Consider the following 21,231-nt stretch of genomic DNA (forward strand, 5'->3'; position numbering starts at 1 on the left):
ACTGGCCCATCTGCTTCACTGCCATCGCGATTCCCTCCGAGCTTCGTCTCAGAGAATCACAATCAGCGAATTACGCAACAGGCCCCTTGTGGGAGAAGGTGGCCGAGCGAAGCTCGGTCGGATGAGGGGTGCCGGACGGATCGCTACGTAAGGCTTTAAAATCGTTCCATATTTTAACGCCGAGTTTCTTCCAGCACCCCTCATCCGGCTCGGCGCTACGCGCCGATCCACCTTCTCCCACAAGGGGAGAAGGAAGTTCCCCCCTCAAGCCCGCCTCGACTGCTCCGGCTCTCGACCGTTGAGCAGGCGCGCCTCGGCGCGCACCCGTTGCCGGTCGTCGATGAAGGCGGCCTGGATCGAAACGGCGGCGCCCGGCAGGCCATCGGCACGGCAGGCCTTGCAGATGAGGCGCCCCGAAAGCGCTGATAGCGGCGTCTCCGGCCTCACCCCATGCCGCTTGAGCTCGGCCGGCTTCCACCACCTGTTGCGGCCGCAATCGATGCACTCGACGGCAATCGAGACGACATCGGCGATCGTCGCTTCCTTGCCCGCCAATGCCATGGCCACCCCCATCGTTGTTCCTGCTTTGTTCACATCATTATCGGTTTTTGGAGCGGAGTCGAGTCGGTTCCGCTTACATCAACGTGAAAGTTTCACTTGTTCAATTATTTGAGTTATGCTTATATCTGGCTGCGGGCTGGAATCGGCGCGAGCCACAGAACCGCGGCCGGCCGGCAGCAAGGGAGCGACGATGAACCCAGCCCAGTTCGCCCATGCCTGCGGCTATAGCGGCGACAGCCCGGCCATGCTTGCCGCTTTCGCGGCCATCCGCCAGGACGGCATCCGCAAGGCACGCCAGGGTCATCGCCAGCGCAAGGCGGCGATTGACCAGATGAAGCCGAGCCGCGCTCTGTTCCTGGCGGCGATCCGTCCGGCGCAGCCAGCCGAGGAGGCACTCGAGGACGCCGCCCGCTTCCTGTCGATGTTCCGCAACATGCCGCGCTGGCGGCAGGAAAGGCGCGCCGCCGACCTCGCCCGCGCCAGGCAACAGCGCCTCTTCGCCCGCTTCTTCCGCCGCTACGGCCACCGCCTCTGGGCGTTTGAGACCGCCTGAAGGCGCGGACCTCCCTTGCGGGTCAAAACGGATATTGCGATCGCCGACGTCGCACCGTATGTCTTCGCGCGATGAGCGAGATCGAATTCCGTCGCGCGCAGGCGCCCGACCTGCCGGCGATCGTTGCAATGCTTGCCGACGATGTGCTCGGCGCAGACCGGGAAGACCCATCCACGCCGCTTGCGCCATCCTATCTCGATGCCTTCAGCGCAATCGATGCCGACCCCAACCAGTTGCTGGCCGTGGCTGTCGAGGCCGGGCAAGTGGTCGGGACCCTGCAACTCACCTTCCTTCCGGGTATCTCCAGGAAGGGTGCCTGGCGCGGCCAGATCGAAGGCGTTCGCGTCGCCCGGCAATGGCGCTCGCGCGGCGTCGGCAAGCTGATGGTCGAATGGGCGATTGAAACGTGCCGTTCGCGCAATTGCAGCTTCGTCCAACTCACCACAGACAAAGGTCGACGGGAAGCGCACGATTTTTACGAGCGCCTCGGTTTCACCGCCAGTCATCTCGGCTACAAGATGGCGCTGTAGGTTGCGGCGGCAGCCTCCACGCTGCTTGACAATTCGCCCGCAATGTTCTCTTTATGTTCCTATCATAACGCGAGACAATGCGGCCTTCGAGCGGCCGCAGGCGAACGGGCCGGATGGAAGCCAACATCCTCCACGCGGATCTGGATGCCTTCTATGCCTCGGTCGAACAATTGCTCGACCCGGCCTTGCGCGGCAAGCCGATTGCCGTCGGCGGCGGGGTAGTGCTTGCCGCATCCTATGAGGCCAAGGCGTTCGGCGTGCGCGGCGGCATGCCGGGACGGCGGGCGCGGGAACTCTGCCCGCAACTCATTTTCGTCGGCGGCCATTTCAAGGACTATCAGCGGCTGGGCGATGCGGCAATCAAGGTGCTCGGCGACTTCACGCCGGTGGTCGAGCGGATTTCGATCGACGAGGCCTTTGCCGACGTGGCCGGCTGCACCCACCTGTTCGGCTCGCCGGCCGAGATCGCCGGCAAGATACGCCGCCGCGTGCGGGCTGAGCTCGGCTTGCCGATCTCGGTCGGCGTGGCCCGCACCAAGCATCTGGCCAAGATCGCCTCACAGGTCGCAAAGCCGGACGGGCTGGTGGTGGTCGATCCGCGCCACGAGCTGGAGTTCCTGCACCACCTGCCGGTCGAGCTGATGTGGGGTGTCGGCCCGGTCACTAGGGAGCGGCTGGCCGGTATCGGCGTCAACACCATCGGCGAGTTGGCGAAGACCAACAGTGGTGCGCTGGAGCGCCTGCTCGGGCCGGCGGCGGGAGAGAAACTGAACGCGCTGGCGTGGAACCGCGATCCGCGCAAGCTTGAGACGCAGCGCCGGGCGCGCTCGGCCGGCGCGCAATCGGCGCTCGGCCGCAAACCGGCCGACGAGCAGGTCTTCGTCCCCGCTTTGCTGCATCTGGCCGACAGGGTCGCCACCAGGTTGCGTGCGAAATCCCGGCCTGGCCGCACGGTGACGGTTCGTGTCCGCTTTGCCGATTTGCGCTCGGTGACGCGCTCGGTCACGCTCGACCAGCCGATTTCGGCAACCGCCATGCTGGCCGAAATCGCCGAGGCGCTGGTGCGCAAGGTGCTCATCGACCATCCGCACGAAAAGACAATCTCGCTGCTGGCGATCGCCGTATCGCATCTGGAGCAGCATGCCGGCCTGCAACTGGAACTGCCGCTCGGGCTCGACGACGACCGCCGCCGCCTCGGCACCCGGAAGGGCGCGGCGCGCTGGACCGCGGATCGCGCCATCGACAAGATCCGCGACCGATTCGGCTGGGAGGCGGTCGGCTACGCCTCGGTCGCGCTCGGACTACAGCGGTCGGTTCCCGACGCATTTCGGGAGCTGGCCGAGAAGGAATTGTGAGTTGCGCGGCGGGGGCGAAAAAAGAATTATCCGACAGGAGCCAGGGGCGATACGGCCGGCCCGTTCAAAGCCGTGCCGTCGACGGCAAAATGCGAGCCGTGGCAGGGGCAGTCCCAGCAGCGTTCCAATGAGTTCCAATGAACGTGGCAGCCGACATGGGTGCATGCGGCCGAGCGTTTGTGGAGCGTGCCGTCCTCATCGCGAAAAGCCGCGACTTTGGTAAGCCCTTCGCGCACGATAGCGCCCTCTCCCGGCCGCAGCTTATCGGCGGAATCGATTTCGCCAGGCGCGACATACTCGGCAAAACTCCTGATCGCTGTCGCATTCTCCGCCAAATAGTCGCCGATCGCCCGTACCGTCTTGCGGGAGGGTTCGTAAAGTTCCCGCCAAGGGCTTTCCCCCTTCAGGATCAGGTCGGAAACCAATTGGCCGGCAACAACCCCATGGGTGATGCCCTGACCGGAATCGCCGGTGACCACGAAGACATGCCGGTTGCCGGGATTGCGGCCGATGAACCCGGCATAGTCGACGGTCTCCATCACCTGCCCGGACCATCGATTGGTTTCCGCGCCGATATCGGGCACCAATTTTTTGATCCAGTCCGCCAGGGCCGCGAAGCGGTTGTCGGCATCGTCGGCCTGCCCTGTCTTGTGGTCCTCACCACCGACGATCAGAAAGTCGGTTTTGCCTTCACCAGGCTGCAGGCGAACGTAGTGATAGGGATCCAGCGTGTCCCAATAGAGTGCATCCGGCAAAACGTCGCGCGCGATCTCGAACGACATCGCGTAGGTCCGATACGGCGCTTGCTTGGTGTGGAGCGCGACCCGATCGTTGATCGGCGAATTAGTGGCGACAACGGCCGATCTGGCAGACACGGTAAAGCCCGAGACCGTGCTTACGCGGACGCCGCCGTCGGTCTCCGCGACCTTGTCGACGATGGTCTGCGCATAAAGCATGCCGCCGCGCGCGCGAATGCCCGCAGCCAGCCCGCGGAGATATTCGAGGGGGTGAAATGTCGCCTGATTGGCGTAGCGAAGGACGGGCGTATCCGAAAAGCCTGCAAACGACACGCCTGCGGTTTTCTCGACGTCGACACCAATCTTCAGAGCGGCGCCCAGTTCGCGCTCGATGACGGATTCCCTTCTGCCTGACGCCGGAAACAGAAAGCCGTCGAGGCGGCGGAAATCACACGCGATACCCTCTGCTTCCTGGATCGATTGGACACGGTCGATAGCCGCCGACTGGCTTTGGTAGTAAATCCGCGCCAGTTCCTCGCCGCGCAATTTGATCAGTTCCGAAAAATAGTCGTCGCAGATCGACGACAGATGCGCGGTGGTGCGTGCCGTCATGCCGCTTCCGATCCGGCCGCGATCGAGCACCGCCACCTTTTGCCCGGCGAGGGCCAGTTCGTAGGCGACCGACAGTCCGGCAATGCCAGATCCGACGACCATGACATCGACCTGTTCACTCCGCTCGAGCGGAACCGCCTCAGGCGCGACTTCGGTTGCCGCCCAAAGCGATACAGTCCTTTCATCGCTGACATTCATGGCGGAACTTCCAGACGTGATAGCCGGTAAACGGACGCGAGGGTTCAAAGTTCCTCGACGCCTGAATGCCTGCGTAAGCTTGACGTCACCGCCGGTCCGCCCCGACGCGTTGTGAGCCGGCCTGGCTGGGGCGGTGCGATGCACTTTGCGTCAGGAGGTATCGTTTCCTGCAAATGCGAGATTCGAAGCAGCCCTGGTCGTCAGACCACAAGCGTTGCACCGCCCCAAGCGATCAGGGCGGTGCCGGCCGCACGGCCAACCCACCGGCCGGCAGGAAACACCGGTTCGACGAGAACCAGGAAACACCGGTTCGACGAGAACCCACGAAGGTCCCGAAATGACCCAGAAGCGGGCGTTCGGCAGCGATCCGAGCAGCAACGATTTGGCAGGACCGAAAATCGGCATGGAATGTCTCAATCATCATCATGTCCCGTCCAAGTTGTGGACACTTCCTTCTCAAAGGCGCACTCTTGGCATGCGAAACGCGAGCCAGAGTTTCGTCCAACGCTTCACATGCCTGACTTGCGTCGGTGATCGTCTGAGCTATCCGGATATTTCCGGGTTGGCAGACCTCACATTGTGTCGCCTATCCGTGATCAGGCTACGGCCGAAGGCACGTTGCAGCCCGTTCCGGATCAACTGGGAGGTAAACAACATGCCTGATTTTCAGCGCAGAGAACTTCTTGTTCAAGGAAGCGCGGCTCTTGCCGCAATTGCTGCTCTCTATACCTCGCGTCGGGCTTACGCTTTTCCAACACGGCCGAGCGAGGAGGTTATTCCATGGCTGGATCAGCCGACCGAAAATCCCGATCCGGTAGGTATCCAGAAGCAGCTTGTCTGGGAGGATTTGGATAGCTGGATAACGCCAAACGACAAGTTCTTCAGCATCTCGCATTTCAACCGACCAACGATCGACGAGAAGACATGGTCGATGGAGATCGGAGGCCTGGTCAAGAAGCCCTTAAAATTGACGCTCGCCGACATCAGGGCACGACCGCGGCAGGAGGTCGTTTTCACAGTGGAATGCTCGGGCAACCACGGGTTTCCCTTTTTCACCGGCGGCATCGGCAATGCCCGCTGGGCTGGGACGCCGCTCGCCCCGATCCTCGAGGAAGCCGGCGTTCTGGAGAAGGGCATCGAGGTCGTCTTTTTCGGTACTGACAAAGGCGAGGTCGCAATACGCGACGTCAAGATGCAGCAGAACTTCGCTCGCAGCATGTCGCTCGCCGACGCGATGAACCCCGATAATCTCCTCTGCTATGAAATGAATGGAGCCGTCTTGCCGGCGCCCAATGGCTTCCCGGTACGGCTCATTGCGCCAGGCTGGTACGGGATCGCCAACGTCAAGTGGCTAAAGCGCATCGAGGTTCGCGATACGCGGTTCATGAGCCTTCTGATGGCCCGTGACTATGTGACCATCCGGGAGGAGGACCACAACGGCGAGACCGTATGGGCCGAGACGTCAGTCGGGCGAGCGCTGATAAAGTCCGCGCCTGCGAAGGTTACCCGGAAAGACTCAGATTACCGCATCGTTGGCGCAGCCTGGGGGGCGCCGATCGACCGGGTCGAAGTGCAAATCGACCAGGGGCCTTGGGCACCAGCGACCATTGACCACAGTGAGGAGGCAGAACACGCCTGGAAAATTTGGTCCCTGGCTTGGGCAAATCCCTCTCCTGGAGAACACACGGTGACCTCGCGCGCGGTCAGCACCACGGGACAAATTCAACCGGCGATGGACGATCCCTTGATTGCCAAGAAACACACATACTGGGAGAGCAATGGCCAGGTGACGCGCCGCGTGCGTATCGGCTAGAGCATTTTGCAGCCAAATGGAATCATTTTGCGTCCGCATAAATGCGGCAAAACAAATAGTTAGAGCGGGCTACCGGTTCCAGGAGAGCCGGAACCGCTCTAAGAACTTGCTGCCATGTGGCAATTGCGTTTGGGTCAACCAGGAAGAGGCTGCCTGATCCGAAAGCTGGCGCCGCTCTATATCGAGCATGACGGCTGTGGGCCGTAGATCCTCTTCGCGACGATACCGCTCCCCGAAATCGGACGCGGACCCCTTCAGCTTGGTGGCCGAGGCGATGGCAGACTTGTTCGGTGGCGCAACCTTGGCCACGTCGCCTCCGCGCGCCATCTCGGCAAGCCCCTCACCGCTCTATCGTACTGATCTCCGCATCGGGCAAGCACCAGGGTGCGTAGCGGAAATCGCGGATCTGGACGACCTGCTCGTCTCGCCATTCGACCAGCATGAAGCCGCGCACGGCGCCGTCCGGGTCCCCAGGGTTGCGGATGAGAATCGCCGGCCGGCCGTCGACAAAGCCCAGCGACAGCGCCCAATCGGTCGCGCGGTCGTAATTGCCGAAATAAGTCGACACTTCGGCCTTGCCGCGCAGGCGGACGCGGTTGACGACATCGAGCCGGACGTCCTCGGCGATCAGAGCCCTGACCGCGTCGAAGTCGCGCGCGTTGAACAGGTCGACATAGCGCCGCAGCCGGCGCTCGTCATCGGCGTCGAGCCTCGGCGCGAGCGCCTGCTCGGGCTGCAGGGCCAGCAGCTTGAGCTGCGCCCGCCCGCGATGCAGCGCGGCCTTGGTGGCGGCGAGCGTCGCGCCGGTGACTTCGCAGGTCTCGTGCAGGCTGAGGCCGAGCACATCGACCAGGATCACGGCGCTGCGCTGCGGCACCGAAAGCTGCATGAAGGAGCGCAGGCCGGTCTGGGCGGCGAGCCGGCTGTCGGCGCTGCCGGAGGGATCCTCGATGACGCTCATGTCGGCCTCGGTCATGCGCGACCTTTCCCGATTGCGCCGCCGCAGATGATCCTGCGCGGCATTGTGGGCGATGCGAAACAGCCATTGCTCCGGCCGTTCGACCATCGCGCCGCCGTCGATCGCCTGCAGCGCCTTGATCAGCACCTCCTGGACGATATCCTCGCCGTCGATCACCGAGCCGGCCATGCGCGCGCAGTAACGATGCAGCCTTGGCCGCAACTCGATGAGCATCGCCTCCAAAGTCGCCCTGTTCATTTTCGGCGTAGCGTCCCATTTCTGCGCGAGCGGCATGGCAGGCGCTACCCGGCTTTTTGATCCGCCAGCATACGATAGTTGCCGATGACTTTGACAGGCGATCGCATTGCCGGGGTGGAGCGGCGCTGGGCGTGGTTTTCCGTAAACGCCTTGAAGGCCGCAAGCCCGGTCAGCGCCGACGAATCGCCGTCCTGACCGACGATGTGGACGAACGAACCGTCGTCCAGCTCGAGTACGAGATAGCGGACCGTCGACGGTGCTGCCTCGCCAAGCGCTTCGAACACTTTTTCGACCAGCGCGCGGTTATTGTCCAGGTCGGCTTGGTTCACACCATATCGAATGAGCGCATAGTTCATCGTCGTCTCCTGACTGGTTGGTATGAACGAAGGACGACCGGCCGCGCTGAAAAGATTCTCATTACCGAAGAATCTTTTCGGTTGCCCGCATCGTCTTTCCCGCGTGGGCGGCTGCGCGGCAGCCATCAAGCAGGAGAGACGATCATGCATATCCAGTTTGCCGAGCTTCCAGTGTTCGATCAGGACCGTGCCAAGGCGTTCTACACCAGGCATCTCGCCTGTCAGGTGCTGGCCGACCAGAAGATGGGCGATGGCGGCTGGCGCTGGATCGAGCTGGCGTTTCCGCATGCCGTGACGAACCTGCATTTCATCAGGCGCGCCGACGACACCCCCGCCGCGGAGCCGGTATTGGTGCTGGTCGACGAAAATGTCGGAGCAATGACCGCGGCGTTGAAGGCGGGCGGCGTCGAGATCGTCACCGAACCTCATGAGGCGCCGTGGCAGCCGGGCCGCATGGTGGCGGAGTTTCGCGACAGCGAAGGCAACCGCATGGTCCTCGCCAGCCGATAAGCCTCCGGAACCCTCTGTCTGGCGGGGCGTCGTACCTAAGTCCTACCTCCGGCCGGACCATCGGCCGTGCTTCCTTCGCATTATTATTTCGTGACCTCTGCGCGCCGGAACCTTCCCTTGCATCGGGCGTTCGGGCGCTGTATTCGCGATGCCTCATATTTAGGCAGGCGGAGGAACTGCGAATAAGGGCGGGTGGCAAAACAAACATGGGCCGGGGAGGAGCATCTTACCATGTCGAACCGTAAAATCGGAATGTCCCACAGTTTGGGGCTGCGCGTTGCTGACCTCAAAGCCAGAATGCGAAGCGCCCAGATCACCGAGCACGAGATGAAGACGTTTCAGAAAGTTGCCGCCATCATGGGAGGCGCCGAAGGCTCCCTGCGGCTGGATGCTGACGATCTGATCGCCGCATCCTTCCTTGCCGACCCCTTAGAAGATCTCCCGCTACCCAGGTGAAGGGGGTGAACGCTGGTCAAATCCTATCGGGATTGAACCTGCGATTCCCGCCGGCGGAGCATCCGCCAGCCCAAGCCGCATGCCAGGAGGACGTTGGCCAGCGCCAGACCGGAAAGCGCGGCCAACGTCCCATGCGGGCCGAAGCGCTCCAGCAGCAATGCGCCGGCCGAGGGTGCCGCCGCCTGGGCGATCAGGCTCGGCATGGCGAGGCGACCCATTAGTCTCGCATAGCCGTTCGAGCCGAACAGCGCGAGCGGCAGCGTTCCCCGTGCGATGGATTCGAGGCCGATGCCCGCGCCATAGAAACCGAGCGCCAGCGGGATGATTGGCATGCCGGCCCAGAGCGCCGAAACGCCGATCGCCACAAAGGCAACCGAGGCGAACTTGGTCAGGATCGGATGGTGGTAGCGCGCGATCATCATCTCGATCGCGCGCGCCGCCACCTGAGACGGGCCGACCAGAGCGCCGAGCCCGACGGCCGCGGCCAGCGCCATGCCGCTGCCCTGCAGGATGGTGAGCAGATGCACCGACAGCGTCGAGGAGATTACCGCCGCAAGCGTGAGGGTCGCGGCCAGAACGATCATGATCGACGGATCCATATTGTTTTCCAGGACCGGTGCCGCCTCCTGCAATTCTGGTTTGACTGCCGGTTGCGGCGCCGCGCGGGGCAGGATCACCAGATAGAGCGGAAGCGCAATTGCCAGCTGAAAGGCGGCGTAAACCAGGCAGGTGCCGCGCCAGCCGACCTCCCCCAGCAGCAAGGCTGAGATCGGCCAGCAGATCGTGCTCGCAAGACCGCCGAACAGCGTCAGCGCGGTGATTGCGGAGCGCGCGCCGTGGCCGTAGTGGCGGCCAAGCGTGGCGAAAGCGGCATCGTAGAGCCCCGCACCCATGCCCAGTCCGATGATCAGCCAGGCAGCGATATAGGCCGCAAGGTTGGGAGCAAGGGCTAGCCCGATCTGGCCGACCCCGATGCATCCGGCGCTGAATGCCAGGACGTTGCGGCCGCCATGCCGCTCGATCGATGAACCGACGCGCGGAGAGATCAATCCCGCCATGAGCAAGCCGAGAGACAGCCCGCCGACAACCCATGCCAGCGGCCAGCCGGTATCGGAGGAGACCGCCGGTGCAATGACCGCGGGAAGATAGTAGGACGATCCCCACGCCATGATCTGCGTCAGGCCAAGCGTGGTTATGATCGCGCCGCGGCTGCGCAGGATGGCCGTCGAAGGCGGCGAAAGGCTCATGCGGCGACGCTGCAGCCGCAACCGCTTTTGCCGATCGCCTTTGCGTCGACATCGGCGACACAGCAGGCATCCGAAGCGGCGGGCGCCGGACCGCCGCAGCACCCCTTATCGGCAGTACCGATCGTCGGCACGGTGCAGACGCCGGTCTCCGGCAGCACGAGCTGGACATTGTCGGCCGCCACCATGTCTCCGGCGATCGCCGCCGCGACCGAGCGGACCTGCTCATAGCCGGTCAGCAGCAGGAAGGTCGGCGCGCGGCCATAGCTCTTGATGCCGACCGTATAGAACCCTTGCTCTGGATGGCTGAGCTCGCGGTGGCCGTGCGGCGGCACGTCGCCGCAGGAGTGCTCGTTGGGATCGATCAGCGGCCCCAGTGCCTTGACGCTTTCCAGCCACGGATCGAGCTCGAGCCGAAGCTCGCGCGTCAGCGACAGATCCGGGCGTTGTCCGGTCGCGGCGATGATGCGGTCGACCGGGCCAAGCGCCTGCAAACCGTCCCTGGTCCGGCCTTCGACGACCAGCCGTCCGTCGGCATCGCGGATCGAAACAGCCGCAAAGCCCGTCACCAGCCTGACGCCGCCGCTCTCGGCGAGTTCGCGCACTTCGGCGCCGAGTTCGCCGCGTGCCGGCAATTGGTCGGCATCGCCGCCGCCATAGATGCGCACCAGATCGGTGCCGCGCGTTGTCCAGATGAAAGCCGTGCCGGCCTCCACATTTGCCAGGCTGGCGAGATCCAGCACCGCATTGGCGGCGGAATGGCCGGAGCCGGCGACCAGCGTCGTCTTCCCCGCATAAAGGCTGCGGTCGCGGCCGAGAATATCGGGTATGCCGTAGGCGATGCGGTCGGCAAATTCGGCTTCGCCTTCTGCAGGAATTCCGCCGGCGCCGAGCGGGTTCGGCATCTGCCAGGTTCCCGACGCATCGATGACGGCGCGGGCGCTGTCGCGCCTGGTGCCGGTGGAGGTTTCGACTACCAGCATGAATGGCCGGTTTTCGCGTTCCTTGCTCAGCACCTTGTCGGCGCCCCAGCGCGAAATGCCGACGACGCGGGCGCCGGTTTCGATCGACGGCGACAATTGCGGAAGCTTTGCAAGCGGCTCGAGATAGTCCGCGACGAGGTCGTCCGCGGTCGGGAATGCCTCGGGCTCGGGCATCCGCCAGCCATGCGCCTCGAGCAGGTCTCTGGCCGCCTGATCGACGCAATAGCGCCAGGGCGTGAACACCCGGACATGGCCCCAATCCCTGAGATTGGATGCAACCGCATTGCCGGCTTCATAGACTTTGACAGGAATGCCCTGCGCGATGAGGTGGACCGCTGCCGCCAGACCGACCGGCCCGGCGCCGATCACCGCCACAGGGAGTTTTTCGATCGTATCCATATCTTCCGTCCTTCCGGTAATTTCGAATTAGAATGCCAAAAAAATCACGCCGCCGTTTTGGCGACCGCTTCCGCCGATGCCGGCGCACAGGTGCCGTCGGCGCAGCATTCGTCCGCGAGGTATCCGATGAGCCCGTTCATGGCGGGATAGTTGGCCCGGCAGATCAGCGTGGTCGCCTGGCGCTCCTGCGTTACCAGGCCGGTGTCGACCAGCCGCTTGAGGTGATGCGACAGCGTCGAGGCGGCGATGCCGAGCCTGTCCTGGATGCGCCCAACCGGCAGCCCCTCATCGCCGGCTCGCACCAGCGTCCGATAGAGCTGCAACCGCGTCGGGCTGCCGAGGGCTTCAAGTTGCGCGGCTGCTTTTTCGAGCTTCATGGAAATAAGCTATTTCCAGAATCGCTGCACGTCAAGAGAATTTCGACAAAGATCGAAATAAGACGATATCTAGCCGACGCGCTTACCGCTGGCGTCGATGACGACCTCGCCGTCCTCCTTGGTGAACGGGCCGATATCGGGATTGGGCAGGATATCGAGCACCGCTTCGGAGGGTCGGGCGAGCATGGTGCCGAGCGGCGTCACCACGATAGGCCGGTTGATCAGGATGGGATGCGCCAGCATGAAATCGAGGATCTCGTCGTCGCTCCACTTGGGGTCGCCCAGGCCGAGTTCGCCATAGGGCGTGCCCTTCTCTCGGAGCAATTGGCGCGGCGTCATGCCCATCGCCGCGATCAGCTCGACGAGTTTTTGCCGCGATGGCGGGTTCTTCAGATATTCGATCACCTCCGGCTCCTCGCCGGACTGCCTGATCATGGCCAGCGTGTTGCGCGAGGTGCCGCAATCGGGGTTGTGGTAGATGGTGATGGTCATTGCGCAGCTTTCATCTGTCGGACTGGTTTCGGTTGGACGAGCAGCCACCCTGCCAATGCCATGGCCAGCAACGCGCCCAAAAGCTCGGCGGCGATGAACCCCGCCAGATCGGCGGGGCGGATCCCGGCAAACGTGTTGGAGAACGCACGGGCGATGGCGACGGCCGGATTGGCGAAGGATGTCGACGCGGTGAACCAATAGGCGGCGGTGATATAGAGCCCGACCAGCCAGGGGATCGAATCCGGACGTGAGCGCAGGCCGGCGAGGATGGTGAAGACCAGCCCGAAGGCGGCAACCAGCTCCGCAATCCATTGCCCGCTTCCGGTCCGCACCGTCGCCGACACTTGCAGGATCGGCAGTTCGAACATCGCATGCGCGAGCAACGTTCCGGCGATGCCGCCGGCAATCTGGGCGGCGACGTAAGCAAGCGCTGCGTTCGTTTCGATCTCGCGTCGAAGCGCAAATACCAGCGTCACCGCCGGGTTGAAGTGCGCTCCGGATATCGGCCCGAATATGGTGATGAGCACGACCAGGATCGCCCCGGTCGGCAAGGTGTTGCCGAGCAGGGAGACGGCGACATCATTGCTCAGCCTGTCAGCCATGATGCCGGAGCCGACCACGGTGGCGACCAGCAGAGCTGTGCCGAGGGCTTCGGCGGCAAGGCGGCGGGAAAGATTGGCCAAGACGAACCTCCCCCTAGCAGTTGCAGGTCACGGCCTGGATGACCGGCTGGCAAAGTTCCGGCGCGCCATTGCAGCAATCCTCCATGAGGTAGGCCAGCAGATCGCGAAAGCCGGTCATATCGGCGAAGTAGCGCACGCTGCGGCCCTCTCGTTCGGTCCGCACCAGGCCGGCATGGGACAGGATCTTGAGATGGGCCGACATCGTATTCGGCAACGCGGCGAGCCGTGAGGCGATCTCGCCCGCAGCTACGCCCTCGGCGCCGGCCCGCACCAAAAGGCGAAAAACGTCCAGCCGGGTCTCCTGGCCGAGCGCGGCAAGTGCCGAAAGGGCGAGCGTCTTGTCCATATTTCCAGATTTCCAGAAATGGGGAATAGAGTCAACGCGCCTGTGCCGGTGACGGCTCGCCTAGCTTATCAGCCAGGCACTGTGGCGGCGACCGCATCAGCGCGACCAAGGCCGGCAACCGCTTTTCTGACCCGCTGCAGATGCGCTTGGCGACCGGCGGCCGATACGCTGTCCATCCGGTAGAGCGCCACGAATTTGGTCCGGCACAGCGGATGGCAGACGGAGCGGAAGCCGCGCAGCAGGGTTCGCCGGCCGGGCTGTCCCATGATCCACGACATCAGCGGCGTGGCACCGCATGTGGTCATCGCCATCACCCGGCGTATGTGCCGCAATTTGGGCCGTGGACCGCGGCGTGCGGTCGGCATCTCGAAAGCGAAGCCCGGCACCAGCACGCGCTCCAGCCAGCCTTTCAGCATCGCCGGCAGGCCATACCACCAGGTCGGGTAAATGAAGACGACCGCCTCCGCCCAGAGCAGCTCCTGCGCATGTTCGTGCACGGGTTGCAGGTTCGCCGCCTTGTCGTGGTAGCCGCGCCACTCCTGCGTGCGCATGACTGGATCGAAGCCGGTCGCATAGAGGTCGAGCAGGTGGACCTGATGGCCGCGTTCGGCAAGCGTCTCCAGCACCATATCGCGGACGGCGCCATTGAAGCTGTCCGTGCAGGGATGGCAATAGACGACGAGGACCTTCATCTTGCGCTCAGCCCGGTCGGTCACGAGAGGATCGCGGTGGTGCCTGCAGGCGCGTCGCATGCAAACAAGCCACCCGCAGACATAGTCGATCAGCTGTTTTCATGCGAAGCCCCGCACCCCGTATCAAGACGCAACAGCTCCAGTCACGTCAAGGCCCGCTCGTTCGCTCAAAGAGAATTGCGCAGACATGGGCTTGCCGGAGGGCGCTGTCCCGGCCCTTCTGTCCCGCAAGCCGTCCGGTCCTTCAGTCGCCCATAAGCATTGCTTTCAGAGCATCCGCACCTAGCTTCAGGGCGTATCCAAAACCTCGGGAGAAAAAGATGCAGACAGGAAAACTGAGCGGCAAGATCGCCTTGGTGACTGGTGCCTCCTCAGGCATCGGCGAGGCCACCGCCTTGGCGCTGGCGGCCGAGGGCGCCACGCTGGTGATTGCTGCGCGGCGCGCCGAGCGCCTGGACAATCTGGCGAGGCGGATCCGTGAGACCGGCAGTGCAGCGCTGCCGATTGTCGTCGACGTCACCGACGAGACGCAAGCCACGGCGATGGTCGAACGGGTCCAGCAGGAGTACGGCCGGCTCGACATTCTGCTTGCGGTTGCAGGCGTCGGCGTCGCCGCGCCGTTCCGCAACACGACGCCGGAAGAGTACCGCCGGATGGTCGACGTCAACATTCTCGGGCTGCTTTATCCGATCCATGCGGCACTGCCCTCGATGCAGCGGCAAGGCGCCGGCCACATCGTCGTCGTCTCGTCCGGCACCGGCCGTTATATCCACCCTTCGGTGGTCTATTCCGGCACCAAGCACGCGGTGAGCGCGATGGCGGAATCGCTGCGCCGCGAGATCGGCAAGGACGGTATCCGCGTCACCTGCATCGAGCCCGGCGCCGTCAAGACCGAGTTCACCCAGAATATGCGCGCCGATGTGCGCCAAGCGGTCGAGCAAAGGCTGGGCGACATGGAGCAGCTGGAAAGCGAGGACATCGCCGCCGCCATCTTGTACGCCGTGACCCAGCCGCCACGGGTCAACGTCAACATCCTGACCCTCTATCCGACCGAGCAGGCGTGAGGGCCGCAAAGGTGGTACCCTGCCGTCCCCGCAGCCCTGCAGCATCATCCGCCGGTCATCAGCGCGAACACAAGCTGCCGCAGCTTGCCGCCCGGGCCGAATTCGACCCGGTCGAAATCGCGGCTCGCCTGCCGCTGTGCCTGCGAAATTCCGGCGAGACGTCTCGTCACTTCGGTCCTGATCTTGCTGCAGCCGCGGTCATCGGCGACGGTCAGGCCGATGGTGGCCGCCTCGATCTTATGCACCATGTCGATGATGCTGGCGCCATGCACCTTCTCGTGGGCGGCAAGGCCGGCTGAGAAGATCTCCCAGTTCTTCTGGATTGCGCCCGGCAGCCGCGCGGCCGGCTTCGGCAAGGTGTAGGTGATGATCAGCTTCGGCCGCGCCGACACCAGTACGCAGGCGTCGCCTTGCGGCTGGTAGTCCCTCACCCAGGTCAGCTTGAAATTGGTATGCGCGATGACGCGGCGCTCGCCGAGCAGCGGCCCGCGCCCGCCAATCGAGGCATAAAGCTCCGGGCCGGACTGCCCCGAGATGGCATAGGTCTCGACCTTCTCGACCGCCTGCCAGCCGGCATGCGCCAGCGATGTCGGCAGACAGGCGAGCAGCAGGCAAAGGCGAACGGCTGTTTTCATGCAAGTCCTCGCAGCCGCCGTGATCGATGCAAGTGGCGAGCAGTTCCCTTTCGCGACACAGCCGGCAGCCGGCTATACTGGGATGCTCGTATACAAGAATCCACAGGCAACGCCATGTCGCCGCGACCGAACATTGCCCGGCAACGCCCTGCCCCCGGACCCAGCCTCCCGGTGTCAGCCTGCCGCGCGCTGTCTAACTTGGCCTGTGCTCGCGCAAGTCGGAGTGCGTTATCGCTTCTAGCTGACGCTTGAATGCTTCGAGTCGGGGTTGACATTCTGTGAAGGTGCGCCGGTTCTCCGATCAACTTGCCGCCAACTTCCCATGCGCATGCGTTGGGTCGGCGAGCGTTTCGATCACGCGACACTCGCCGACCCGCCCGCAGGCGCATTCCTCGACCATCTTCCGCAATTCCCTGCGCAGAGCCTTAAGACTGGCGATGCGCTTCTCCACCTCGACCAGCCGCGCCTTCGCGATCTCGTCGGCGCGGGCGCATGATTGATCCGGATCATCCTGCAGCGAAAGCAGCGTACGGATCGCATCAACCTCGAAGCCGAGTTCTCGCGCGTGCCGGATGAAGGCAAGCCGCGCCACTGCCCTCCTTCCATAGCGCCGCTGCTTTCCTTCGGTTCGACCCGTTTCGGGCAACAGGCCAATTTGCTCGTAGTAGCGGATCGTCGGTATTTTCACCTCCGCGCGACGAGACAATTCACCGATCGACAAATCCATAAAAAGCCTCTTGAACCTCTAGCCACTAGAGATCCTACAGTGTCTTCACTGAGGAGTCACCCCATGTCTGAAGCTTGCTGCGATCATAAAACCAAAAGCTGTGCGGGACCGGCGCCGCTGGTTCTGCCGGCGAAGCTGCACGGTCATTCACATGATCGTGCAGCGGAAGCCTCATGCTGTTCGGACGGCGTGCCGGTCTTTGACGGCATGAACCCGCGCTACAAGCGTGTGCTGTGGACGGTCATCGCTATTAATGCGGCCATGTTCCTGACGGAAATGACTGCCGGCTCACTTGCCGGTTCTCAGGCGCTGAAGGCCGACGCGCTGGATTTCCTCGCCGACACCCTCACCTATGGGCTGAGCCTCGCGGTCATCGGCGCGAGCTTGAGGACGCGCGCAACGGCTGCGCTGCTCAAGGGTCTGTCGCTCAGCCTGATGGCGCTATGGGTTTTCGGCTCGACCGTCTATCAGACGCTGATCCTCGGCGTACCCAGCGCGGAAGTCATGGGCATCATCGGCTTTCTGGCCCTTGCCGCCAATCTTGCTTCCGTTGGTTTTCTGATACCCTACAAGGATGGTGACGCGAATGTCCGCTCGGTTTGGCTGTGCTCGCGCAACGACGCGATCGGCAATATGGTGGTGATGGCCGCAGCTGTCGGCGTCTGGAGTACGTCAAGCGCATGGCCGGATCTGACCGTCGCCGCACTTATGGCCGGTATCTTTCTAACCTCATCGGTGCAAATCCTGCGGCAGGCCTGGAGCGAATACCGCGAAGGCGCACCAGACCGAACGACGGTGCCTGCCGAATGATCTGTTGGTTATGTGGGCAAGAGCGGATGTCCAGGATACCCGTCTCGTTGTCTATAATCGGGTCACGGAGCGACGCTTTGTGAAAGCGCCGCTCCCTGTCTTCCGCACGATCACGGCCTGATCACGCACGCTGCCGGAAAGGGCGACGTCTCCGACGGTGATCGTGACCAAGTCGCAACCCCGCAGCTTGCTGTCGATGGCAAGATCGAACAGCGCAAGATCGCGTTCCGCACCTGATACTGCAGTCGCGTTCGGATGCTCCAGACCTCTCGTGCCTTGGGCGGAGACTTCTGGCCGACGATGTGGCCCGTGTTCCAACTGGGCATGGTTCTTCTCCTATGCCGCCCTCCACAGCCGCAGCGGCCGATGCGGGCCTGCGAAATTGCAACGTCTAACCTGGAGCCGCCTCCGAGGATTCTATTCGGAAGGTTACCGACTTGCGCCGCGTCCGATGAAGTGGACCACGCAATGCGCGCGGTCGCGCTATTTGTTGCGCTTCTAAAAAGCGCAAGGGCTCAAGTCGACCAAGGACGCCCGTCTGGAGGAAAAATCGACTTCGCCGCTGCGTCGCCCCACGGATGAGGCGACCCACTGTTCCGCGGCGCTCGAGACGGCTCGCGAAACGGGCGACCCGCAGATGAATTTTTCGTGCTATGATGAGCTTGCAACACGCGTAATCTCGACCTCGGCAATATGGCAGAGGTCGAAAGTTATTGCCTTGGCACAGGAAGCTTTCGCCCCCGGCAACTTGATCGCCTCCGAAACGCTGGGTGTGCTGCTTTCCCTGACTGACCCAGGGCGAGGAGGTTGTCCATGTCCACGAGTAATGTTGACCGCCCGCTGCAGCCGGGCGACCGGGCGCCGAATGTTGTGCTCAATGCGATCTCACGCGAAGGCAAGATCGCGCTCGATGATTTTCGAGGCCGTAGCCCGTTGTTGATCGGTTTGTTCCGAGGCCTGCACTGTCCGTTCTGCCGGCGCCATGTCGCGGCGATGGCGCAACTTAAGCCGGCCCTGCGTGAGCAAGGCGTCGAATGCCTGGCGGTGGTCAATACGCCAGTCGAGCGGGCGCGGCTCTATTTCCGTTACCACCCGGCACCCGATCTTCTCGCTGCATCCGACCCGGAGCGGGCCTCGCACCGTGCCTTCGGCTTGCGCGAGGTCGGGATGGAAACGGTCATGGCGATACCGTTCCATCTCCCGGGCGAGTTGCCCGAGCCTATGGACGTCATGGCAATGAATGAATTTCTTAACAAGAAGGAAGGTTATGAGATTACGGAAGTCGATCAGCAGGCGATGGCTTCCAGCCAGGCGCAGCTTGTCGGTCAGTTCCTAATCGACCGGGCGGGCATCGTACGCTGGAACTTCACTGAAGTTCTGGAGGATGGCCTCAACACCTTCAGAGCGCCGAATCCCGAGGAATTGATGTCGGCAGCTTCCGAAGTTGCACATACTTAGGCTGCGGAACCAGGTCCCGAAAACGCACTGCGCCGCGACCCGACGGACAGTTGCGCCCACGCGTGCCTTGGCAACCTCAGAGCATGCCTTGGCGATCTCGAAGGAGCGGAGCGCGCCCACCGGCGCGCTCTCGAATACGGCTTTCAATCATGCCGGCATATTGCCGCTACTTGCCGGCAGCAAGGCGCTTGTCGTTGGCGATCCGGCCGAGGCAATTCCGCTCATCGAGCGTGCCATGCGGCTTAACCCACTGGCCCCGCCCTGGTATTTCGGCATGCAGGGCCGCATTCTGTTCGCCGCCGGCAGACACCGGCAAGCCATTGCAGCGCTCCGCCGGAGTTCGCCGGAGTCGCCGGACGTGCTGATGTTTCTGGCGCTCGCGCATGCGGCCATGGGTGAGGCCGGCGAAGCGGCCAGGTTTGCCGCCCGTTTGAAAGCCGAATTCCCCGAATTTTCAGTCGAACGCTTCATCACTGCCTATCCCGTGACCAATCCGGATGCCGTGCTGGCCATACGCGACGCCGCAAGGCTGGCCAGGCTCATCTAACAGGGCCCACATGCATCCGAGGCGACATTCCAGTCCTTGCATGGACACAGCCGGCAGCCGGTTATACTGGAAACGCGTAACGAGAACCAACGCCATGTCGCCGCGACCGAACATTGCCCGGCAGCGCCCTGCCCCCGGGACCCAACCTCCCGGCGTCAGCCTCTGTCGCGCGCTGTCGAAGCTTGGCCTGTGCTCGCGCAAGCAGGCCGAGCTTCTGGTTGCCGAGGGCCGCGTGCGGGTCGCCGGCAAGATCGTGCGCAACGGCTCGATGCGCGTCGATCCAGGCCGCGACCGCATCGAGGTCGACGGCCGCCGCGTCGCCGCCGAGCGCAAGGTCTATCTGATGCTCAACAAGCCGCGCGGGCTGGTCACCACCCGTGACGACCCGCAGGACCGCGGCACCGTCTATGATTGTCTGGCCGGGCTTGACCTGCCTTTCGTCTCGCCCGTCGGCCGCCTCGACAAGGCCAGCGAAGGCCTGCTGTTGATGACCAACGACACGCGCCTCGCGCAGCGCCTGCTCGACCCCGCCTCGCATGTCGCCAAGACCTATCACGTGCAGATCGGCGCGCTGCCCGACGAGGCTATGCTGGCGCGGTTGCGCGCCGGCGCCACAGTCGACGGCGAATTGCTGACGGCCCGCTCGATCGAGTTGCTGCGCGGCGGCACCAGCACCGCCTGGCTGGAAATCGTGCTCGACGAAGGCCGCAACCGCCATATCCGCCGGCTGCTCGCCGCCCACGATATAGAGGTGCTGCGCCTGGTGCGGATCGCCATCGGCCCATTGCAGCTCGGCGAGCTTGCCAAGGGCAAGGCCCGCCATCTCACGGCGGAAGAGCTAGCGCGGCTTCAGGCCTGAGCGGCTGGCGGCGACTCGATAGTCAGCCAGCTACCAGTCGAAGCCCAAGTGACGCAGCAAGGAGCGCGGCGGACAAGGGTCGCTTTCGACTCCTGGCGGATATTCCTAACTGATCGCTCACATCGGTTCGACCGATATCAATCTCTGTCGGTATTACATTCCGTCAGCACACCCACAGATCGCAGCCGGCGGCTTTGATTTTCTGCATAAAGATCTTGAGCGATTCTTGGGCAGGCATGGGAAGCTGGCCAACCGACGGGACAAACAAATCGATCAAAGCCTGGCGATGGTCTGGAGAGATGCTCTGCGCGAGAGCGGCGCCATCTGCTCTCAGCGATTCAACAAGAACTATCTTGTTCGCCTCCTTCAGCGCCGGGTCAGCCAGAAAAATTGAGGCGCCACGAAACATTTTCTCTATGCCTCCTCGAGCTTTGGCTCCGTTGGCCGGCAACATTTCGGCAGCGTTGGGTTGGTGCGCTAGGAAATCATTGAAAGCTAGCTGGGAAGCGGCAGCAGCCCGAAATACAAGTGCAAACGACTGCGTGGCTTCATCCTGCAAAAGCGGCGGGCGAGCCTGACCATAGAGCGCGAGCAGCGACCCACTTCTGTCCATCGCGAAAGACAGTGTTTCCAGGTCGCTCTCATCGTATGGCGGCGAACCTACCAAAGCCTCGCCGTCCCAAATCTTGTGCAGTAGATCCCGGTCCGTTGGATCTTCAAGATTTGGCAATTTGCCTTCAATCCGGCGCTGCTGCAAAAGGTCATCGAACTTGGCGAACAAATCCTTCGCATAAGCCGGGCCTGTTGGTGGAACATGGGCGTGCGCCCATGTCGAAAATAGGATGGCAAAAATCGACCACACCATACGTTTCATGGCCATTCCTTTACTCGACTACCTTCAGAGGGCGACGGCCTTGTCCAATCAAGGCCAGGCGATGGTCGACATTGTCGATCGGAGCGCCTCGCTCCTTCGCTTCGAGCAGACGTTTTCGAGCGTCCTCGAATCGCGGTTTCCAGG

Annotated in this window: 26 protein-coding genes; 11 read left to right on the plus strand and 15 right to left on the minus strand. The window is 63.1% G+C overall.

Translation table 11 applies throughout. From position 1 onward, the window contains the following. Window positions 1–264: 264 nt before the first annotated feature. The gene (locus tag NKJ35_RS22445; protein ID WP_352507809.1) at window positions 265–561 is read right to left on the minus strand and encodes a hypothetical protein; all 297 of its coding nucleotides are present in this window, start codon (window positions 559–561) and stop codon (window positions 265–267) included. A gap of 190 nt (window positions 562–751) precedes the next feature. Between NKJ35_RS22445 and NKJ35_RS22450 the strand changes: the two genes are divergently transcribed. The 3 genes from NKJ35_RS22450 to dinB all read left to right on the plus strand — a co-directional run bounded on the left by NKJ35_RS22450 (window position 752) and on the right by dinB (window position 2,999). Next, on the plus strand, window positions 752–1,114 hold the full coding sequence (locus tag NKJ35_RS22450; protein ID WP_352649586.1) for a hypothetical protein: 363 nt from the start codon (window positions 752–754) through the stop codon (window positions 1,112–1,114). A 71-nt stretch (window positions 1,115–1,185) separates the two neighbouring features. After that, window positions 1,186–1,644 (plus strand): GNAT family N-acetyltransferase, encoded by a 459-nt coding sequence (locus NKJ35_RS22455; RefSeq protein WP_352649587.1) that lies wholly within the window; start codon window positions 1,186–1,188, stop codon window positions 1,642–1,644. A 113-nt stretch (window positions 1,645–1,757) separates the two neighbouring features. Beyond that, window positions 1,758–2,999: a DNA polymerase IV gene (dinB, locus tag NKJ35_RS22460; RefSeq protein WP_352649588.1), complete on the plus strand. Its 1,242-nt coding sequence runs from the start codon at window positions 1,758–1,760 to the stop codon at window positions 2,997–2,999. A gap of 26 nt (window positions 3,000–3,025) precedes the next feature. Here the strand turns inward: dinB and NKJ35_RS22465 are convergent, their stop codons facing one another. Next, on the minus strand, window positions 3,026–4,546 hold the full coding sequence (locus tag NKJ35_RS22465; RefSeq protein ID WP_352649589.1) for an FAD-dependent oxidoreductase: 1,521 nt from the start codon (window positions 4,544–4,546) through the stop codon (window positions 3,026–3,028). A gap of 655 nt (window positions 4,547–5,201) precedes the next feature. Between NKJ35_RS22465 and NKJ35_RS22470 the strand changes: the two genes are divergently transcribed. Further along, the gene (locus NKJ35_RS22470) at window positions 5,202–6,359 is read left to right on the plus strand and encodes a sulfite oxidase (protein ID WP_352475735.1); all 1,158 of its coding nucleotides are present in this window, start codon (window positions 5,202–5,204) and stop codon (window positions 6,357–6,359) included. A gap of 69 nt (window positions 6,360–6,428) precedes the next feature. On the opposite strand, the gene NKJ35_RS22475 is transcribed toward NKJ35_RS22470, so the two are convergent. From NKJ35_RS22475 to NKJ35_RS22485, 3 genes are read right to left on the minus strand one after another with little or no spacing between them, the layout of a single operon-like run. Further along, window positions 6,429–6,668, minus strand: coding sequence for a hypothetical protein (locus tag NKJ35_RS22475; RefSeq protein ID WP_352649590.1), 240 nt, complete (start codon window positions 6,666–6,668; stop codon window positions 6,429–6,431). Window positions 6,669–6,699: 31 nt separating this feature from the next. Beyond that, window positions 6,700–7,611: a sigma-70 family RNA polymerase sigma factor gene (locus NKJ35_RS22480; protein WP_352649591.1), complete on the minus strand. Its 912-nt coding sequence runs from the start codon at window positions 7,609–7,611 to the stop codon at window positions 6,700–6,702. Window positions 7,612–7,619: 8 nt separating this feature from the next. Beyond that, on the minus strand, window positions 7,620–7,931 hold the full coding sequence (locus NKJ35_RS22485) for a hypothetical protein (RefSeq protein WP_352649592.1): 312 nt from the start codon (window positions 7,929–7,931) through the stop codon (window positions 7,620–7,622). A 144-nt stretch (window positions 7,932–8,075) separates the two neighbouring features. Here NKJ35_RS22485 and NKJ35_RS22490 point away from each other — a divergent pair, with 144 nt between their 5' ends. Beyond that, complete coding sequence (locus NKJ35_RS22490; protein WP_352649593.1) at window positions 8,076–8,441, plus strand: VOC family protein; 366 nt, start codon at window positions 8,076–8,078, stop codon at window positions 8,439–8,441. A gap of 231 nt (window positions 8,442–8,672) precedes the next feature. Next, window positions 8,673–8,897 carry a hypothetical protein gene (locus NKJ35_RS22495; RefSeq protein WP_254819690.1) on the plus strand — a complete coding sequence of 75 codons (225 nt, stop codon included), beginning with the start codon at window positions 8,673–8,675 and terminating at the stop codon, window positions 8,895–8,897. 23 nt (window positions 8,898–8,920) lie between these two features. Here NKJ35_RS22495 and NKJ35_RS22500 read toward each other — a convergent pair whose 3' ends face one another. From NKJ35_RS22500 to NKJ35_RS22530, 7 genes are all read right to left on the minus strand, one after another. After that, window positions 8,921–10,144, minus strand: coding sequence for an MFS transporter (locus NKJ35_RS22500; RefSeq protein WP_352649594.1), 1,224 nt, complete (start codon window positions 10,142–10,144; stop codon window positions 8,921–8,923). Beyond that, entirely contained in the window at window positions 10,141–11,523 is a 1,383-nt protein-coding gene (locus NKJ35_RS22505; RefSeq protein ID WP_352649595.1) for an NAD(P)-binding domain-containing protein, read from the minus strand. The genes NKJ35_RS22500 and NKJ35_RS22505 overlap by 4 nt, the downstream gene beginning before the upstream one ends. A gap of 44 nt (window positions 11,524–11,567) precedes the next feature. Then, on the minus strand, window positions 11,568–11,900 hold the full coding sequence (locus NKJ35_RS22510) for an ArsR/SmtB family transcription factor (RefSeq protein WP_352649596.1): 333 nt from the start codon (window positions 11,898–11,900) through the stop codon (window positions 11,568–11,570). Window positions 11,901–11,969: 69 nt separating this feature from the next. Beyond that, on the minus strand, window positions 11,970–12,392 hold the full coding sequence (gene arsC, locus NKJ35_RS22515) for an arsenate reductase (glutaredoxin) (RefSeq protein WP_254819694.1): 423 nt from the start codon (window positions 12,390–12,392) through the stop codon (window positions 11,970–11,972). Beyond that, entirely contained in the window at window positions 12,389–13,075 is a 687-nt protein-coding gene (locus NKJ35_RS22520; RefSeq protein ID WP_352475580.1) for an aquaporin, read from the minus strand. Before NKJ35_RS22520 ends, arsC begins: the two co-directional genes overlap by 4 nt. 13 nt (window positions 13,076–13,088) lie before the next feature. Further along, on the minus strand, window positions 13,089–13,421 hold the full coding sequence (locus NKJ35_RS22525) for an ArsR/SmtB family transcription factor (RefSeq protein ID WP_352475581.1): 333 nt from the start codon (window positions 13,419–13,421) through the stop codon (window positions 13,089–13,091). A 68-nt stretch (window positions 13,422–13,489) separates the two neighbouring features. Then, entirely contained in the window at window positions 13,490–14,113 is a 624-nt protein-coding gene (locus tag NKJ35_RS22530) for an NAD(P)H-dependent oxidoreductase (RefSeq protein ID WP_502901820.1), read from the minus strand. A gap of 320 nt (window positions 14,114–14,433) precedes the next feature. Between NKJ35_RS22530 and NKJ35_RS22535 the strand changes: the two genes are divergently transcribed. Continuing rightward, window positions 14,434–15,177, plus strand: coding sequence for an SDR family oxidoreductase (locus NKJ35_RS22535; RefSeq protein WP_352475583.1), 744 nt, complete (start codon window positions 14,434–14,436; stop codon window positions 15,175–15,177). Window positions 15,178–15,221: 44 nt separating this feature from the next. Here NKJ35_RS22535 and NKJ35_RS22540 read toward each other — a convergent pair whose 3' ends face one another. Then, entirely contained in the window at window positions 15,222–15,812 is a 591-nt protein-coding gene (locus NKJ35_RS22540) for a DUF922 domain-containing Zn-dependent protease (RefSeq protein ID WP_352475584.1), read from the minus strand. Between the two features lie 301 nt (window positions 15,813–16,113). Continuing rightward, window positions 16,114–16,539, minus strand: a complete 426-nt coding sequence (locus NKJ35_RS22545) for a MerR family transcriptional regulator (protein WP_352649597.1) — start codon at window positions 16,537–16,539, stop codon at window positions 16,114–16,116. A 63-nt stretch (window positions 16,540–16,602) separates the two neighbouring features. Here NKJ35_RS22545 and NKJ35_RS22550 point away from each other — a divergent pair, with 63 nt between their 5' ends. From NKJ35_RS22550 to NKJ35_RS22565, 4 genes are all read left to right on the plus strand, one after another. Beyond that, window positions 16,603–17,349 (plus strand): cation efflux transmembrane domain-containing protein, encoded by a 747-nt coding sequence (locus tag NKJ35_RS22550; protein ID WP_352475585.1) that lies wholly within the window; start codon window positions 16,603–16,605, stop codon window positions 17,347–17,349. An 813-nt stretch (window positions 17,350–18,162) separates the two neighbouring features. Then, window positions 18,163–18,807, plus strand: coding sequence for a peroxiredoxin-like family protein (locus tag NKJ35_RS22555; protein ID WP_352475736.1), 645 nt, complete (start codon window positions 18,163–18,165; stop codon window positions 18,805–18,807). 88 nt (window positions 18,808–18,895) lie between these two features. Next, window positions 18,896–19,354 carry a tetratricopeptide repeat protein gene (locus tag NKJ35_RS22560; protein WP_352649598.1) on the plus strand — a complete coding sequence of 153 codons (459 nt, stop codon included), beginning with the start codon at window positions 18,896–18,898 and terminating at the stop codon, window positions 19,352–19,354. A gap of 94 nt (window positions 19,355–19,448) precedes the next feature. Then, on the plus strand, window positions 19,449–20,213 hold the full coding sequence (locus NKJ35_RS22565; RefSeq protein ID WP_352649599.1) for a pseudouridine synthase: 765 nt from the start codon (window positions 19,449–19,451) through the stop codon (window positions 20,211–20,213). A 163-nt stretch (window positions 20,214–20,376) separates the two neighbouring features. On the opposite strand, the gene NKJ35_RS22570 is transcribed toward NKJ35_RS22565, so the two are convergent. Further along, window positions 20,377–21,087 carry a hypothetical protein gene (locus tag NKJ35_RS22570; RefSeq protein ID WP_352649600.1) on the minus strand — a complete coding sequence of 237 codons (711 nt, stop codon included), beginning with the start codon at window positions 21,085–21,087 and terminating at the stop codon, window positions 20,377–20,379. Between the last annotated feature and the right edge of the window lie 144 nt (window positions 21,088–21,231).

Origin of the sequence: Mesorhizobium sp. M0136, assembly GCF_040322515.1 — a bacterium.
In the GTDB taxonomy this organism is placed as follows: domain Bacteria; phylum Pseudomonadota; class Alphaproteobacteria; order Rhizobiales; family Rhizobiaceae; genus Mesorhizobium.